Source organism: Mucilaginibacter paludis DSM 18603 (assembly GCF_000166195.2).
Taxonomy (GTDB): domain Bacteria; phylum Bacteroidota; class Bacteroidia; order Sphingobacteriales; family Sphingobacteriaceae; genus Mucilaginibacter; species Mucilaginibacter paludis.
Map to the genome: position 1 here is coordinate 6325516 of NZ_CM001403.1, position 16533 is coordinate 6342048.

Annotated in this window: 15 protein-coding genes; 10 read left to right on the plus strand and 5 right to left on the minus strand. The window is 42.5% G+C overall.

What is annotated here, in order from left to right; all coding sequences use genetic code 11:
• Positions 1 to 16 precede the first annotated feature (16 nt).
• Positions 17 to 2596, plus strand: coding sequence for a DUF3857 domain-containing protein (locus MUCPA_RS26540; RefSeq protein ID WP_008510630.1), 2580 nt, complete (start codon positions 17 to 19; stop codon positions 2594 to 2596).
• A gap of 69 nt (positions 2597 to 2665) precedes the next feature.
• On the plus strand, positions 2666 to 3184 hold the full coding sequence (locus tag MUCPA_RS26545; protein WP_008510631.1) for a hypothetical protein: 519 nt from the start codon (positions 2666 to 2668) through the stop codon (positions 3182 to 3184).
• 17 nt (positions 3185 to 3201) lie between these two features.
• Here MUCPA_RS26545 and MUCPA_RS26550 read toward each other — a convergent pair whose 3' ends face one another.
• The 3 genes from MUCPA_RS26550 to pdxH form a co-directional block, all read right to left on the minus strand.
• Positions 3202 to 4389: an NADH-quinone oxidoreductase subunit D gene (locus MUCPA_RS26550; protein ID WP_008510632.1), complete on the minus strand. Its 1188-nt coding sequence runs from the start codon at positions 4387 to 4389 to the stop codon at positions 3202 to 3204.
• A 1163-nt stretch (positions 4390 to 5552) separates the two neighbouring features.
• The gene (locus tag MUCPA_RS26555) at positions 5553 to 6050 is read right to left on the minus strand and encodes an NADH-quinone oxidoreductase subunit C (protein WP_008510633.1); all 498 of its coding nucleotides are present in this window, start codon (positions 6048 to 6050) and stop codon (positions 5553 to 5555) included.
• Positions 6047 to 6694, minus strand: coding sequence for a pyridoxamine 5'-phosphate oxidase (gene pdxH / locus MUCPA_RS26560; RefSeq protein WP_008510635.1), 648 nt, complete (start codon positions 6692 to 6694; stop codon positions 6047 to 6049). The genes MUCPA_RS26555 and pdxH overlap by 4 nt, the downstream gene beginning before the upstream one ends.
• Before the next feature lie 187 nt (positions 6695 to 6881).
• Here pdxH and MUCPA_RS26565 point away from each other — a divergent pair, with 187 nt between their 5' ends.
• From MUCPA_RS26565 to MUCPA_RS26575, 3 genes are all read left to right on the plus strand, one after another.
• A complete protein-coding gene (locus tag MUCPA_RS26565) occupies positions 6882 to 7391 on the plus strand; it encodes a YqgE/AlgH family protein (protein WP_316928908.1) in 510 nt (169 codons plus the stop codon).
• A gap of 195 nt (positions 7392 to 7586) precedes the next feature.
• On the plus strand, positions 7587 to 8171 hold the full coding sequence (locus MUCPA_RS26570) for an LOG family protein (protein ID WP_008510639.1): 585 nt from the start codon (positions 7587 to 7589) through the stop codon (positions 8169 to 8171).
• A 629-nt stretch (positions 8172 to 8800) separates the two neighbouring features.
• Positions 8801 to 9655, plus strand: a complete 855-nt coding sequence (locus MUCPA_RS26575; RefSeq protein ID WP_008510640.1) for a pirin family protein — start codon at positions 8801 to 8803, stop codon at positions 9653 to 9655.
• 160 nt (positions 9656 to 9815) lie between these two features.
• Here MUCPA_RS26575 and MUCPA_RS26580 read toward each other — a convergent pair whose 3' ends face one another.
• Positions 9816 to 10925, minus strand: coding sequence for a S1C family serine protease (locus MUCPA_RS26580; protein ID WP_008510642.1), 1110 nt, complete (start codon positions 10923 to 10925; stop codon positions 9816 to 9818).
• Positions 10926 to 10937: 12 nt separating this feature from the next.
• Positions 10938 to 11507 carry an RNA polymerase sigma factor gene (locus MUCPA_RS26585; protein WP_008510644.1) on the minus strand — a complete coding sequence of 190 codons (570 nt, stop codon included), beginning with the start codon at positions 11505 to 11507 and terminating at the stop codon, positions 10938 to 10940.
• 300 nt (positions 11508 to 11807) lie between these two features.
• Between MUCPA_RS26585 and MUCPA_RS26590 the strand changes: the two genes are divergently transcribed.
• From MUCPA_RS26590 to MUCPA_RS26610, 5 genes are all read left to right on the plus strand, one after another.
• On the plus strand, positions 11808 to 12029 hold the full coding sequence (locus MUCPA_RS26590) for a hypothetical protein (RefSeq protein WP_040626477.1): 222 nt from the start codon (positions 11808 to 11810) through the stop codon (positions 12027 to 12029).
• A gap of 96 nt (positions 12030 to 12125) precedes the next feature.
• On the plus strand, positions 12126 to 12338 hold the full coding sequence (locus MUCPA_RS26595) for a hypothetical protein (protein WP_008510647.1): 213 nt from the start codon (positions 12126 to 12128) through the stop codon (positions 12336 to 12338).
• Positions 12339 to 12455: 117 nt separating this feature from the next.
• Positions 12456 to 12656 (plus strand): hypothetical protein, encoded by a 201-nt coding sequence (locus MUCPA_RS26600; RefSeq protein ID WP_008510648.1) that lies wholly within the window; start codon positions 12456 to 12458, stop codon positions 12654 to 12656.
• Between the two features lie 100 nt (positions 12657 to 12756).
• A complete protein-coding gene (locus MUCPA_RS26605; RefSeq protein WP_157544194.1) occupies positions 12757 to 14205 on the plus strand; it encodes a phytoene desaturase family protein in 1449 nt (482 codons plus the stop codon).
• A gap of 240 nt (positions 14206 to 14445) precedes the next feature.
• Positions 14446 to 16506 carry a BatA domain-containing protein gene (locus MUCPA_RS26610; protein ID WP_008510651.1) on the plus strand — a complete coding sequence of 687 codons (2061 nt, stop codon included), beginning with the start codon at positions 14446 to 14448 and terminating at the stop codon, positions 16504 to 16506.
• The last annotated feature ends 27 nt before the right edge of the window (positions 16507 to 16533 follow it).

The following is a 16533-nucleotide window of genomic DNA, read 5'->3' on the forward strand; positions in this document are numbered from 1 at the left end:
TTATTTTCATAGCCGTATGCAAAAACATCTACTTCTGTTAATCAGCATTTTTATTTGGAGTCACACAGCCGTCTGTGCTGCGGTGCCCGCTGTGCATGTCTCGGCAAAGCCGACATGGATAGGTGGTTATAAGCCTTATAATCAGAAACCATCTGCTCGGAATATTGAAAACGGTGCTTATAATGAGCTGGTTGAAGAGCAGATCAATGTTGAGCAGCACTCCATTTACAATCATTTTATTACACAGATTATTTCAGAATCTGGCGTGCAGAGCAATTCCGAAATTTCGGTAAGTTTTAACCCGGCATACGAGCGGCTCGATTTTCATGAGATTGTAGTTTGGCGCGATAATAAACCCCAAAATAGGTTAAACATCAGCGCTTTTAAAGTTTTGGCTGACGAGAGCGAGTTCGATCGTTTTATTTATAACGGTACTTATGCGGCTAAATATATTTTGGCAGATATCCGCAAAGGCGACAGGATAGAATATTCGTACACCATTACGGGCAGCAATCCCATTTTTAGCGGCAAGTTTTGCCGGAGCATTTATTTTCAGGGATATAGCGTCATAGCGCATCAATACTCGTCGATTTTATTTTCGGCTAATCGCAAACTTAATATCAAGGCGTTTAACGGAATCCCCAAAATGACGCAAACAAATGTAAGCGGGGGCTTAAAACGATACGAATGGGAAAGTTTCCAAGTACCACCCGTCAGATCTTCAAACAATAATCAACCCGATTGGTACAACGCATTCCAGCGGGTTCAGGTGAGCGACTATGCCAGTTGGGCCGAGGTTGTTAACTGGGCTATGCAGATCAATCCGCTTGTTAGCATTTTTAAAGGCGACCTGGCTGTAGCGGTAGCCAAGTTAAAGGCACAGGCTGGCCCTGATAAAGAAAAATATTTTAGGGAAGCCGTTAAACTGGTGCAAAACGAAGTAAGGTATATGGGGATTGAAACGGGCGAATATTCGCACCGCGCCAATGATCCGGCAAAGGTATTTAAGCAACGCTACGGCGATTGTAAGGATAAGGCGCTACTACTGGCATCTATACTTAAGGCGGGTGGTATTGATGCCGCCATGGCACTGGTTAACACCGGTTTGGCTGATAAAATCGATAATTTTTTACCATCATCGGCGCTATTTAACCATGCCGTAGTGGTAGCCACGGTAAACCATCAACAGGTTTGGGTTGATGCTACTATGGCACGCCAGGGAGGTACGGGTACGCAAATTTATTTCCCGGCGTACAGCAGGGCGCTCGTTCTCAAAGCGGGCAATAATGCGCTGTCGGCTATACCATTATGCCCCACCGGGAAAATTACTTGTACCGAAAGCTATACCGTAAATAACGAAAAGGATTCGGTGAGTTTACTTGTTAAAACAAAATATACGTTAAACCAGGCGGATGTAATTCGCGGCAGGCTGGCGTCATCAAGTACCAGCGAAACCGAAAAATCTTACCTGGATTACTATTCTAAAATTTATCCTTCTGTAGAAGCAAAGGATACCTTAACCGTAATTGATGATGAGCAGAAGAACGAGCTAATCACCATTGAAAGATATAGCATAGGCAAATACATGAAGCTGGATAGCGCCGATGGCAAATACCACGGTAGTTTTTATGCTAACGCTATTGATGAGCAGTTGCCTAAAATTAACGGCCAAACCAAAACGCCGGTATCGGTTAATTATCCGTTTGATATGGATTACCGGGTTAACCTCATCTTCCCCTCGCCATGGGATATGGAAACTAAGGAATGGTCTGTGCAGCGGGATAGTTACCGTTTTAATTTTAACCGATTTGTTAACGGTGATACCCTGGTATTGCATTACCGCTTTGCTTATGTTAAAGATTTTGTGCCGGCCGATAAGATATCCCAGTTCAGGCAAGATGTTAAGGATATTTCGGATAGCCATCTTTCGTTCGGCTTCAATTATACTTCCCCCACGCAAAGCCGTGAAGTAGCGGGTATTAACTACTGGATGGTAATTTTCGCCATCGTTGTTCTTTTTGTATGCGTGTTTTTGGGTGTTAAACTCTATCAAAGGCAAACAACATCTATTCGTGTTTCCGGCTACAGTTATGGCAGGCCAATAGGGGGATGGCTATATTTAATTGTATTGGGTTTAAGTGTGGCAGCCATCAAGATATCTGTGAGCCTGGTTAGCGGCTATTATTTAAAACTTAGCTTATGGAACACCTATCAAACTGGCACTAAAAGTATCTTGTTTAAAGCTTTGCTTTTTTTTGAAACCGGCGGCAATGTTTTAACTATTTGCTATGCCATTTTTTGCCTTATTTTAATTTTAAAAAAGCGTGATATTTTGCCGCGCTACATTACTGGCTTGTATATTTTTAACCTGGCGTTCATTGTTATTGATGCTGTTTTTGCTTACAGTTTTTATGGTGAGGACAATTTGGTAATGAGTGATATTTTGAAAGCGGTATTGGCTGCTGCCATTTGGGTTCCGTATTTCAGGATGTCAACACGGGTTAAGGAAACGTTTATAGTGCCCTATCCGGATTACAATATTACTTATGAAGAGAACGCAGATGCGCTTGCAGAAGATTTGTCGCCTGCTGAATGAAAATAACGTAAGCAGCTAAAACATTTTGGCCCCTGATGCTATTAAGTATACAAACTAAATAACAGCATCATGAAATACGCATTTATCATGGGATCGAATGCCTTTTTTACTTCCCACAATGTGATAAGCTACGCCGCTAACGGAGATACCAGGGAGTTTTTAAGGATCAACCACACTGTAAAGCACAAGCCAGGTGCTACTGCAACTCCACTGGGTGTGAATGTTGATGTTTGCGATGCCCGCGGAACCGCGGTAAAGCTGAGCGATAACGTGATAGGAACGCCGGGCTTTCATGTAGAGCAAACTAACGACAGGGTACGCATTTTGAAGTCTGACGATTCACTGATCATCGATATTCACGAACTCAGCGACGAAGCCGCTGCTGGCCTCTCTCATCATATTACTGCCGAACTGGAAAAAGAAGACTATGTTGTGGTGATCCGTTTGAACGGGCACTTTAGGATAGGTGATTTACACATCAGCATTGATAACGAAAAGTTATTTATTGACGATAACAGCTATGCTGAATCGGTACAGGTGGAACATGCCGGTGGAATTGTGTTTACCCAGGCCGGCTTGTTGTTGTAATATATAAAAGGCTGGGCTTAGCGGTCAACCTCGCCGAGCATAAAATCGATAGAACCAACGATGGCCACAAGGTCGGCTATCAATACGCCTTTTGAAATTTCTGATAGAACGGATAAGTTACAGAAGCTGGGCGCACGCGATTTTACCCTGAAGGGGATTTCGGTTTTGCCATCGGCTATGAAATAAAACCCTAATTCTCCTCTCGGATTTTCAGCACGCATATAAAAATCCTGTGGCTTAGGCGTTATTTTGCGCGGTAACTTGGCGCGTGGGTCAAAATCGGGCGTGCGTTTAAGTTCTTTTTGCAGGCGGGCCACACATTGCTCCATTATTTTGAGCGACTCTTCAATCTCATCAACCCTAACCTTGTACCTGTCCCAGCAATCGCCAACGGCACCCATCAACCCGGTTCCAACGGGCACATCAAAGTCCAGTTCGGGATAAGCAGAATAACCATCAATACGCCGCAGATCATACTTCAGGCCCGAGCCTCTCAGCATTGGGCCTGAGCAGCCGTAATTAATGGCAACATCAAGCGGTAAAATACCTACATTGGCCGTACGCTTAATAAAAATCTGGTTATCGGTAAGCAGTTGGTTCAGCTCAACCATTTTGGGTTTAAAGTACCTGATAAACTCCAGGCAGCGCTCTTCAAAGCCAACCGGTAAATCGTAAAATAAGCCGCCCACCCAAATGTAATTATATAACATGCGCGAGCCCGATGCCCATTCCAGCATGCCCATGATATGCTCCCTGTCGCGGAAACACCACAGGAACGGCGTAAAGGCGCCTATATCTATGCCATAGGTGCCGATGGCGATGAGGTGCGATGCGATGCGGTTCATCTCGCAAACCAGTACGCGGATGTATTCAACCCTTTTCGGAATCTCGGTATCAATGCCCATCATCCGCTCAACGCCCATTACAAAGGCGTGGCTGTTATTCATGGATGCCAGATAATCCATCCTGTCGGTAAAGGGGATGGTTTGCTGGTAGGTTAACCTTTCGGCATGTTTCTCAAAGCAACGATGCAGGTAACCCATGTGTGGTATTACCTCGCGAACAATTTCGCCGTCGGTAATTAATTCCAGCCGTAAAACCCCATGTGTCGACGGATGCTGAGGCCCCATATTGAGCACCATTTCATCCGCGTTAACACTGGCTATTTTTTTGCGGTAGTTTTCTAATCCTTCTGCGTAATTCATTTTTGTTAATGTTACTGTTTTGTTGTTCGATATCAAAGTATCATTGCGAAGGTTGAAGCAATCGCAAGCCATGCACAAGCAATCGCAAACTATGCAGGGCTCGTCTTATCCCACGCCATTCTCCCCCTTCGTCATTGCGAGGAACGAAGCAATCTCTAAATTAGCAGAGCCACTTTGCAAGGTAGCCCTGTATAGCATGGAGATTGGTTAGTTTCTTATAATGACGTTTATGTAAGTTATTGATTATTAATGCGTTTTTTTTGTGCATTAATAACCAGTATTCTTAACTGACGGCATCGTCCCGCTCAATCGCCGCGGGAAGGGGCTTGTTACTTTTTGTCTTGATACAAAAAGTAACCAAAAAAATCAAGACTGCCCGAACCTTCCGCCCGCGAGGCCAACTCCCGGCCCGGCGTGCAGTCAGGCCTTTGCGCGCTTTTACCCCTTGCACCGAATAGATTCACGAGGTTCAAACGTCATCCCTATTTTTTCCCGGTTGGCCGGGTCCGTTTCTTATAATGACAGCGGTGGGCTACAAAGTGTCATTGTGGTACAAGGCAATCGCAAACTATACAGGGCTCATCTTATCCCTACGCCATTCTCACCCCATCGTCATTGCGAGGAACGAAGCAATCTCTACATTAGCAGAGCCACTTTGCAAGGCCGATAGGGATTGCTTCACTCCTTATAATGATGTCTACTTAAGTTGCTGATTATCAGTGCATCTGTTTTTGCTTCGATAATCAGCATTCTTAATTTATAACGTCGGCACGCTCAATAGCCGCGTGAAGAAGCCCCACCCAACCCTCCCCGGTAGGGAGCGCTTAAAAAGTCTCCCCTACCGGGGGAGATTTAGAGGGGGCTTGTCCGCCTTGCTTCTGCACCGAATATATCTACCAGGTTCAAACTTCATCCCTATTTTTTTCGGCCGACTATATCCCTACTCAGGATGCCCTTCGACAGGCGTAGGATGACAGCTTTCGTGCACAAAAAAGGGTGTCATGCTGAGCCTGTCGAAGCACGGTGTGCTGGCCTCTGCAAGCGGCATTCCCTTGCCATTTTACCGTTCACCAACCGCCGCTGGTATAGCGATGGCAGAAGTGCCTTTGCCTCATTGTACTCCCCCAACACCGTGGTGTGAGTTCGAAAATCCTCACCAAAAACTACTTTATCTTAATCCCCTTATACTCTTCCGCTTCCACATAATCTTTCCTCAGTGGGAAACCTTCCCAATCATCGGGCAGTAATATGCGCCTTAGGTCTGGGTGATTTTCAAAAAAAATACCTGTCATGTCATAAGCTTCGCGCTCGTGCCAATCGGCAGCTTTATAAACCGATGATATACTCGGGAAAGACGGCAACTCATTAAGCAACCTGCTGCTAAGCTTACTGATTTTCAGCGTAAGCCGGAAGTTGTAAGGGATGGATGATAAGTGATACACCACACCAAATCGATTTTCGGCAGTGCCGTAGTCCACACCCGACAGGCACGACAGAAAATCGAAATAAGTTTCCGGGTTATCCCTCAGCTCAAGGCAAACCTGGGCAATCATCTCGGGTGCAATCAGCAAGGCTGGCTGCAACCCGGTAGTTTCTTCGCCCACAATTACCCCATCGCCAAACTTAGCCGTTAGTATATTTTTTATATCATCAAAAATCATGGCGCCAAACGGACAATCTTCCAGCTGTTTTTGTCGGCTCTTTTAAACACAATACGGTCGTGTAAGCGGCTTGGGCCGCCCTGCCAAAATTCCACTACATTGGGTTTTAAAATATAACCACCCCAATGCGCTGGTTTGGGTACTGTTTTATCGGCATATGCAGCCTCAAGTTCTATCCATTTTTTTTCGAGCACATCGCGGCTGGCAATTTCCTGGCTTTGTGGCGATACAATGGCCCCAACCTGGCTGCCTTTCGGCCTGCTATGAAAATATTTTTCCGATTCTTCGCGGCTCACTTTTTCAACCGTACCTTCAATATTTACCTGGCGCTGTAGTTCGGGCCAAAAAAATAATAAACTGGCAAAAGGGTTTTTAGCCAGCTCCTTACCCTTGCGGCTTAAATAATTGGTATAAAAAACAAAGCCATCCGAATTAAAATCTTTCAGCAAAACAATGCGCGCCGATGGCCTGCCTGCCGTCGTCGCCGTAGCAAGCGTCATGGCGTTAGGCTCGGTTACTTTAGCGTCAAGCGCTTCTTTAAACCAACGTTCAAATTGGTTTATCGGGTTTTTAACTACATCATGCTCAGACAGCGAGGCTGCTGTGTAGTCTTCCCTAAGGTTTTGTATTATTTCGCGTTTCATTTGCTGCAAACTTACAAATAGCTGGCGTCTTATTTTATATTTACAAAAAAGTAAAAACCGTATATTGTAATTTTACTTATATACATTAAACCCATTAATTTGTACACGGTCTGTTAATTAAAAATATAATCATATGCTAAGTTCAATTTCACCGGCGACTGGGCGATTGTTGATATCGGAACCCTTTATGATGGATCCAAATTTTAAAAGGTCTGTTATACTGATTACTGAATATTCCGACGCCGGCGCCATGGGTTTTGTGTTAAACCATGCGAGCGATATGCTGTTGGGCGATATTATTCCTGAAATAGCTTATTCTGAACTACCCTTATTTAAAGGCGGACCTGTTGGCGCCAATACCCTGCACTTTATACACCGGTGCCCGGAAAAAATTGAAGGCGGTATTGAAATTTGGGACGGCGTATATTGGGGAGGTGATTTTGAAATGGTGAAGGAACTGGCTAATACCTACCAGTTAAATGATACCGAAATTCGTTTTTTTATTGGTTACTCCGGCTGGAGCGAAGGCCAACTGGATGCCGAATTAATGGATGATACCTGGATAGTAGCCAACAAGTTTAACCCGGATATCTTTTTCAACCATAATGAGGAATCGTTATGGAAGGAAGTTGTAATTAGCCTGGGCCACCGTTATGCCCATATTGCTAATTTTCCGGAAAATCCGGCTTTGAATTGATTGTTCATTAGTTCATCGGGCATTAGTTCATTGGCCTTGTCAGTTTGATAGCGCTGTCAATGATGTTGACCCGCGAAAGTTTTAAATAAGCTAAAGCACTAAGCTTTGCATAACCAAATAACTAAATAACCCAGTAGCCCAATAACCAATAACTCAATAACAAATAACCCAATAACCAATAACTACTAACCAACAATGAAAAATATCTGCATATTTTGCGGTGCTAATTTTAATGGCGACCCTAACCTGAAACAAGCCATTGATTTATTGGCCGAGGTAATGGTAAGCCAGAATATAGGCCTTATTTTTGGCGGTGGTAAGGTAGGAGTGATGGGCTTAATGGCCGATGCTATACTACAGCGCGGCGGAAGTGCGATTGGCGTAATCCCAGGTTTTTTAATGGATAAGGAAGTTGGGCACCCGGGATTAACTCAAATGCATGTGGTTGAAAATATGCACCAGCGCAAGCAGTTAATGAATGATCTTTGCGATGGCATAATTACCCTTCCAGGCGGTTTTGGCACACTGGAAGAGTTTTTTGAAGTATTAACCTGGCTGCAGCTCGGTCTGCATACAAAGCCAATCGGCGTGTTAAATGTAAACGGCTTTTACGATTTTTTGCTCAAGCAAATGGATGTAATGGTTGAACAGCGCTTTTTAAAACCAGCCAACCGCCAACTGGTGCTTACATCTGCCAACCCGGTTGAATTGGTTGACCTGATGAGCCGCTTTACAGCCACGCCCGATGAGGTATGGTTTAAAGAACGTGATTTATATTAACCGCTTACTATTAAACCTCTTTATTGTTGGGGATAGTATGGATAATGGTGGTGCCGATAAATATCCAAACCCATAGTATGATCAGTAAAAATAACGACAGACAGGTTAGCAATGTGTTTTTCATAGATGTTGTTGTTGATGTTTTTGATGAAACTAACTATAGGCTTTGACGATCACTTTCTCCTGATAGATTCAGCCTGTACTTAATTTATTGTGATTTAGTGTCATATCAATGATAAGGTGTAGGTTAGGCCAGGCTTGGAATCCATTAATAATCGGTCGGGAATACCGAATTTGACTCCAGTCTCCGAGCCAAGTACTCTTGACTTAGTATCAGGATGCCTTATTTGACAGGCCTAACAACGGACATCCGATTCTGATAATGAGGTAGTTTAGTCTGGATAATTTTTTCATGATTTCTGCTTTTTTGTTGATACGAAACTACCCGCATTAAATGAAATTAGGATGAAGATTAATTGTCTTAACATTCTTTAACATATTATAAATGAGTTGATTTGAAATGCTTATTAAGCTGTTGGCTATAAAAAAGATCTGAGAAATACATAAATAACTAAATTTGCATCAGCGGTTTAAGCAAACAAAAACACCTGCTAAATTATTCTACCAGCATGCGCACTATCAAAAAACTACACATCCCAGAATACGCACCCATAGCCGACTTAATTACCTACAGGGTGTTGCCGACACGATCTATCGAATACCTCGATCCCTTTTTATTTCTTAATCACCATGGCCCGCAGGTGTATCCTCCTCATAATGGCGGTTTGCCATTTGGCCCGCACCCGCACCGGGGGATGGAGACCGTAACATTTGTTTTAAGCGGGGATATTGCCCATAAGGATAGCGGCGGACACAATAGCGTTATGGTTGCCGGAGGCGTGCAATGGATGACAGCAGGTCGCGGACTGATTCATGCTGAAGTATCATCAGACGAATTTATGAGGACTGGCGGCCCGCTCGAAATATTGCAGTTATGGATCAATTTACCGGCCCGGGCCAAAATGACCGAACCTTTTTATAAAGGATTGCAAAAAGAAGAAATTCCCAGTTTGAAATTTGATGAGGGAAAGGTAACTGTAAACCTGATATCAGGCGATTGGGATGGTCATCAGGCAGCGTTCCAATCAGGTATTGGCGTGCAACTAAATACTATTGAATTTACGCAAGGCGGTAAACTTGAGATCCCTGTTCCGCAGAGCCATCACATCTTTTTTTACGTGATCAGCGGCAGGCTGAATGTTAACGGCACGGATGTACCTAAGCTGACTTTAGCTGAGTTTAACCAGGATGGGGAAGGGCTTGAAATTTTTGCCGATGAAGACAGCGTTTTGTTATTTGGCCATGCTCAGCCCTTAAATGAGCCGGTGGTTTCGCAAGGGCCCTTTGTGATGAATACCGAAGAAGAGATACATCAGGCTTATGCTGATTACCGCGCAGGTAAGTTTGGAAGCTGGAAGAATTAGGATTGATTGATTGATTGATTGATTGATTGATTGATTGATTGATTGATTGATTGATTGATTGATTGGATTGATTGGATTTTTAGAATTACAGTACTAATAAAAAAGGGACGATACAACAGCATCATCCCTTTTTTATTTAGCGTTTTTTACAACCTACCGCTTAGTTGTATACCTTAACCATGAAAATATAATTCTGGATCTTTTTAATTTGCTGTACGCGAGTCATGCTGGCTATACTATTGCGGGTGTTTAAATTGATCTTGCTTTTCAAAGAGTCGGAAGGTATTGCATTAATTGCTTTTTGCAAATATTTGGATTTGATTGCAAACGCCGCTCCTTCAGCTTGTGATGCCCTTGCGCTGATGATGCCAATCACATTTCCTTTACTATCTAATACCGGCCCCCCACTATTTCCAGGATTAACGGGTATAGAGATACGGTAGTTAATTGTGTCTCCATTAAAACCGGTGGCCGCACTTAAATTCCCAGGTACATAGGTAAAGTCGTCACCGGGATAGCCCACAGTATAAACGTCTTCTCCCAAATCCGATTTAGTTCTTTTAAAACCGTAAGGTAATGAGGATAGTCTGGTAAATGATCGATCTACTATTTTTAAAATAGCAATATCATATTTTGGATCAGTATAAACTGTTTTTACCCGATATTCGTCCCCGGCTGAGTTTTGAATATAAACTGAGTCAGCACCACTAATTACGTGATTATTGGTTACAATATATCCATCTGCTGATACGGCAAAACCACTACCTGCATATTTATTATGATCAATGCTTTTTTTAGCATCCCGGATATCTTTTATCATAGCCGTAGTTGTTCTACGGAAATTCTCGTTCGAGCGTACTTCTCTATCTACTCTGCGACGCATGGCAACCAGTTCTGATTGCTGATCCTGTGTTTTTAAATACCCTGTAAAAAACAACGTACCCAATACCGCGAAAATAGCGATGGATGCGGCCATCGAAATTTTGGAGTGATGGTTGCGCCACAGGCGTACGATAATTGATGGGTGATGAACAAATTCGTCTTTTAAAGTTTGTACATCAATTTCATCATGGATAGCATTAAGCAGGCTTTCAAACTCTAAACGCTCACCGTATTGTTTCAGGCGGTTGGTAAATTCCTGGTGTTCTTTAACCGTACTATCAACTTCAGTATTCTCGCGGCGCAGTACCTCAAAGCGTAAGCGCTCATCTGCACTCATCTCGCCGTTGAGGTATCGTTCCACTATCGCTATCAATTCAATATCACTCATCGCTTATCTCCTCTATTTTTGTTCGAAAAATAATTTTTTTAACCGTTGCAGGCACTTGTATTTTTGTGTTTTGGCGTTATCAGCGTTGGTATAGCCAAACTTCTCGCAAATCTCCTGCATCGACCTGTTTTTTATGTAAAAGTCTTCAATAATGGTTTTGCAAGGTTCGCCCAGTAAACCGAGGGCGCCTGCCATTTTATCAAACTGTATATCCTTTTCCTGGTGAGTAACCAGTTCTTCTTCAACGGGCAAATACTCTTGAAAATCCTGAATATCCCCTCCGTATCTGCTCAGTTGGGTTAATCTTTTAAGCCACAACCTGCGCGATACCGAGTAAATAAACGTTTTAAGCTTACTGCTTAATTCAAAATTACCGGCCCTTACCTTATTATAAAGAACGATAATGGCTTCCTGGTAAATATCTTTTGCATCATCCTCGTTGCCACTATTATTTATAACCAATTGTAGCACCATCGGAAAATAGGCTATGTAAATTTTTTTTAACATCACTTCCGAATTATTCAGAATGCCTAATATAGCTTCATTATCTGTGGGTACCGTACTGTTTAAATTCTTATTCACTATTTAATACGTTTATTTCCAAATTGTAACCCACCAAACAGGCAAATTATTTTTATCGAATAATTCATCCTGTTTAAAAAGCCAAAAGTATGCGAAAATAAATAAAACAGCTTGCTCAAATGATTATCCGGGTGAATTGATCAAGCACAACAAGATGTTGTGAGTCGATTTTTTTAATCATTAGTAAAATTAACGTCGGGCTGTTTTTTATTTATTAAAAAAATTAATTAAAATTTAAGGGTTACCTTTTTAACTATCGGGTATTAATCAATACAAATTCACCATTAAAAAAAATCTATAATGAAAAATTCATTCAAATTAGGCGCTTTAGCATTAGTATTATCTTTGTCAGTTGCAGCTTGCGGTAGCAAAAAAACTTCAACAGGTTCTGATACAACTTCAACTGGTACTACTACTACTGTAGTTGATACAACTAAGAAAGATACTTCAGTTACTGAGCCGGTTAAGAAAGATACAGTAGTTACTACTAAAACTGAAAAAACCGAAACTAAAAAAATGTAATTCATTGAAAGGTAACCCTATTTAATTTTTTTAGAATTAACAGGGTTACCTTTTTTATTTCGCTGTATTAACTTTAAAATTATTATATAAATCAATATGAAAAATTCATTCAAATTAGGCGCTTTAGCATTAGTATTATCTTTGTCAGTTGTTGCTTGCGGTGGAAACAAATCAACCAGCACTTCTGATTCTTCATCTACTACTACTAAAGTTGATACAACTGTAAAGGTTGATACAACAAAGAAAGATACTACTGCTGCTTCAACTACTACAACTACAGTTAAAACAGATACTACTAAAAAAATGTAATTTTTGTTTAGAAAATTATATCTAAAAAAGGTAATCCAATTATTTTAAATAATTGGGTTACCTTTTTTTATTTTAAGTATTAAGGCTAAACTATTAATCACTTAAAAAAATTAAACGATGAAAAATGCATTCAAATTAGGCGTATTAGCCTTAGCGGTATCTGTATCATTTGCAGCTTGTTCAGGTAAAAAAACTACCACAACTACTGATTCAACAAAAACTGATTCAACCAAAATGACTGCCGACACTACTAAGAAAGACACTACAGTAAAAACTGCTGTTGACACTACTAAAAAAGACACTACCAAGAAAATGTAATTTTCATTTCTTAAACACAAAAAAAGCTATTGCACTTCGCAATGGCTTTTTTTGTGTTCTTATATTAAGGATAAATCCTCAACTTGCGGCCGGTATGAAAATGGATAAGCGGGAATATGATGCAATAGTGGTTGGCTCAGGGCCCAATGGCCTCTCGGCAGCAATAGCTATGCAGCAGTCGGGTTTATCGGTTTTACTGTTGGAGGGTAAACATAGCATTGGCGGTGGCTTGCGCTCTGCCGAGTTAACTTTGCCTGGATTTATCCATGATATTTGCTCTGCCGTTCATCCCCTGGCTGCTGGCTCTCCATTTTTTAAAACCTTACCACTCGACCGGTATGGGCTTCAATACATTGTGCCCGCCCATCCTGCAGCGCATCCGCTTGATGATGGCCGAGCCGCAGTGTTATATCATTCGGTTACTCAAACGGCTGCTTCATTGGGTGCTGATCAGCATGCTTACCTGGATATGATGGAGCCCGTAGTAAAGGCCTGGCCCCTGATAGCTGCCGATGTTTTAGGGCCGCTGCACTATCCCCGGCACCCGCTTGCCTTAGCTCGGTTTGGTTTGCCCGCCCTAACTTCGGCTTTAAGTTTAACAAAAAGGTTTAATACGGTTCAGGCTAAAAGCTTATTTGCAGGTATGGCTGCTCATTCCATACAGCCATTATCTAACCTGGCTACATCGGCAATTGGCCTGGTTTTAATGGCAACGGGGCACTTGCAGGGCTGGCCCATCCCCAAAGGAGGCTCGCAAACTATCGCCGACGCGTTAGCTGACTACTTTTTAGCCATAGGTGGAAAAATCGAGACAGGTTTTTACGTCAAGTCGTTAACTCAACTGCCATCATCGCATGCGGTGTTATTTGATGTTACACCACAACAGCTATTGCAAATAGCCGGGCATAAATTTTCGGCCATTTATAAATGGCAGTTGGAGCGCTATCGTTACGGTATGGGTGTTTTTAAAATAGATTGGGCTTTAGATGGTGCTATACCATTTACCGCACCGGAGTGTTTGCAGGCCGGAACAATCCATATTGGTGGTACGATAGATGAAATAGCATCTGCAGAACAACAAACCAATAGAGGATTTCAGCCCGATAAACCATTTGTGTTGCTGGCCCAGCAAAGTAAATTTGATCCATCACGTGCTCCAAACGGAAAGCACACCGGCTGGGCTTATTGCCATGTACCCAACGGCTCGAAAGTAGATATGACAAACGCCATCGAAAAGCAAGTTCAACGTTTTGCTCCGGGTTTTAGGGATACCATACTGGCGCGGCATACTATGAATACGCAAGAGATGGAAGAGTATAACCCCAATTATATAGGCGGGGATATTAACGGCGGGGTTATTGATCTAAGCCAGCTGTTTACCCGGCCCGCGTTACGCTGGTCGCCCTATAAAACTTCGGCCAAGGGTATCTACATTTGCTCATCATCAACGCCACCCGGCGGTGGGGTGCATGGCATGTGTGGTTATTATTCCGCCAAAAGGGTGTTGAAGGATGTTTTTGGAATGAAGATGAAGCCGCTCGGTATGTAAGGGTTTAATATCTTCTTGAGATTCACATTTGCATATCCGTACATTTCCACATCCCCACATTTGCACATTCTCAAATTTGCATATCCGCACATTCTCACATCCCCACATTTGCACATCCGCAAATTTGCACATCCGCAAATTCTCACATCGGCACATTTCCCACGTCACATCCGCACATTCTCACATCGGCACATTCTCACATTTCCCACATCAATATAAACTTGTATATTTGGATAGCCTATGCTATTTGTATATCCTGCATTTTTATTGGGGCTGCTGTCACTGGCTATTCCCATCATCATACACCTGTTTCATTTCAGGCAGTACAAAAAGGTATATTTTTCTAATGTACAGTTTCTTAAAAATATCCAGCAGCAGCAATCATCGCGTCGTAATTTAAAAAAACGTATCATCCTCGTTGTGCGGATGCTTGCCCTGGCCTTTTTAGTATTGGCATTTGCAAAACCATTTATACCGGCAAGGCGTGCTGCATCTGTAACAGGTAAGCTGCATGTACTGAGTATATTTATCGATAACTCTTACTCCATGCAAACGGTTAACCGCGAAGGTTCATTACTGGATGAGGCCCGCCGCCGAGCCAAAGAGATCGCTTCCGGATACGGTATCAACGATAGGTTTCAGTTGCTTACGCAGGATTTTGAGGGTCAACATCAGCGTTTGCTTAACCGCGATGAATTTGATGATGAGGTAGACAAAATCAAGATCAGCCCACAAAGCCGCATGCTGCAGCAAATTATCAGCCGGCAGCAAAGTTTGCTCAATACTTCTGTTAGCAGCGATAAATCGATCTATATTTTGTCCGATTTTCAAAAGAATCTATTTTCGAGCAGGGTAATCAAAACCGATAGTTCGGTTCAAATTAGTTTAATCAGGCTAAAAGCTATGGCGTTGCCAAATATAACGGTTGACTCCGTTTGGCTGCTCAGCGCGGTGCACCGGGTGGGCGAGGGTGAAAAGCTTGTTGTGCAATTACATAACTATGCCGATGAAAAAGCTGAAAAAGTTCCGCTTAAATTATTGATTAATGGCGCGCAGAAAGCATTAGGCAGTTTTACGCTGAAGGCCCGTGAAATACAAAATGATACCCTCGCCTTTTCGGGTTTGCAGGCCGGATGGCAGCAAGCCGAAATACAATTGCAGGATAACCCGGTAAATTTTGATAACCAGTTTTATTTCACTTTTAAGGTGCAGCGGCAAATGCCGGTTTTACTGGTAGACGGCGGTACACCTAATCGATATTTGCAGGCTGTTTTTAATACCGATGCTTTTTTTAATGTAAAACAGGTACATGATGGCAATGTGGATTACGCCGCTTTGGGCACTTATCCTTTAGTGGTATTAAGCGATGTTAAAACTTTATCGACCGGATTGGCGCAGCAGCTTAAAACATATATCGGCAAGGGCGGAAACTTAGTGGTTTTTCCGGCTGATGGAGCCGACCTGGAAAGTTACAGATTGTTACTTCAGCCCTTGCAAGCCGATTATCCTGAAAAATTACTGACCGGGAAGAACAAAGTTTCCGGGATTAATTTACAAAGCACCGTATTCAAAAATATTTTTGAACAGGCACCGCAAAATCCGGATCTGCCGCTTGTCAATAAATATTATCAGTTAAGTAACTTATCTCGCTCCGGACGAGAAAGCCTGCTGGAGTTACCAGGCAAACAAACTTTTTTTGGTGCTTATCCTTATCAAAAAGGGAAAGTATATGTATCTGCCGTAGCGCTTGATGATAGTTACAGTAATTTAACCCGCCATGCGCTGTTTGTACCTCTGATGATCAGAATTACCTTATTAAGCGGGCATGACCCGGCTTTGTTCTATACCATAGGTGAGGATGAGTTGGTAGAAACTTTGCCGGTTCAATCATCGGATAAGCAAGTTTTGAAACTGACCAATGGCCAACGAACCATTATTCCGGATGTAAGGCAGCAGGAGGGAAGTACGATGCTCTATCTTTCGGACCAGGTGAGTGAGCCCGGCAATTACAGCTTAACCAGGCAGGATAGTGTGATGGCTATACTGGCTTTCAATAACAGCCGGAGTGAGTCGGACATGAGTTACCTTGACGATGAGGGTTTAAAGGCGCAATTTTCTCAAAAACAAACCGCTATTATACAAGCTGGGGGCGCCTCATTAAAAGATACCGTGGCTAAAGCAAATATTGGCTTAGAATTATGGAAACTTTGTATAATTTTATCGCTGATCTGTCTGGCTGGCGAAATACTGCTAATTAGGTTTTATAAACCTGAAAAGCAAGTAGTTAAAGCGCAGGCTTAATCTAATTTACTCAAGCATAAAGCACCG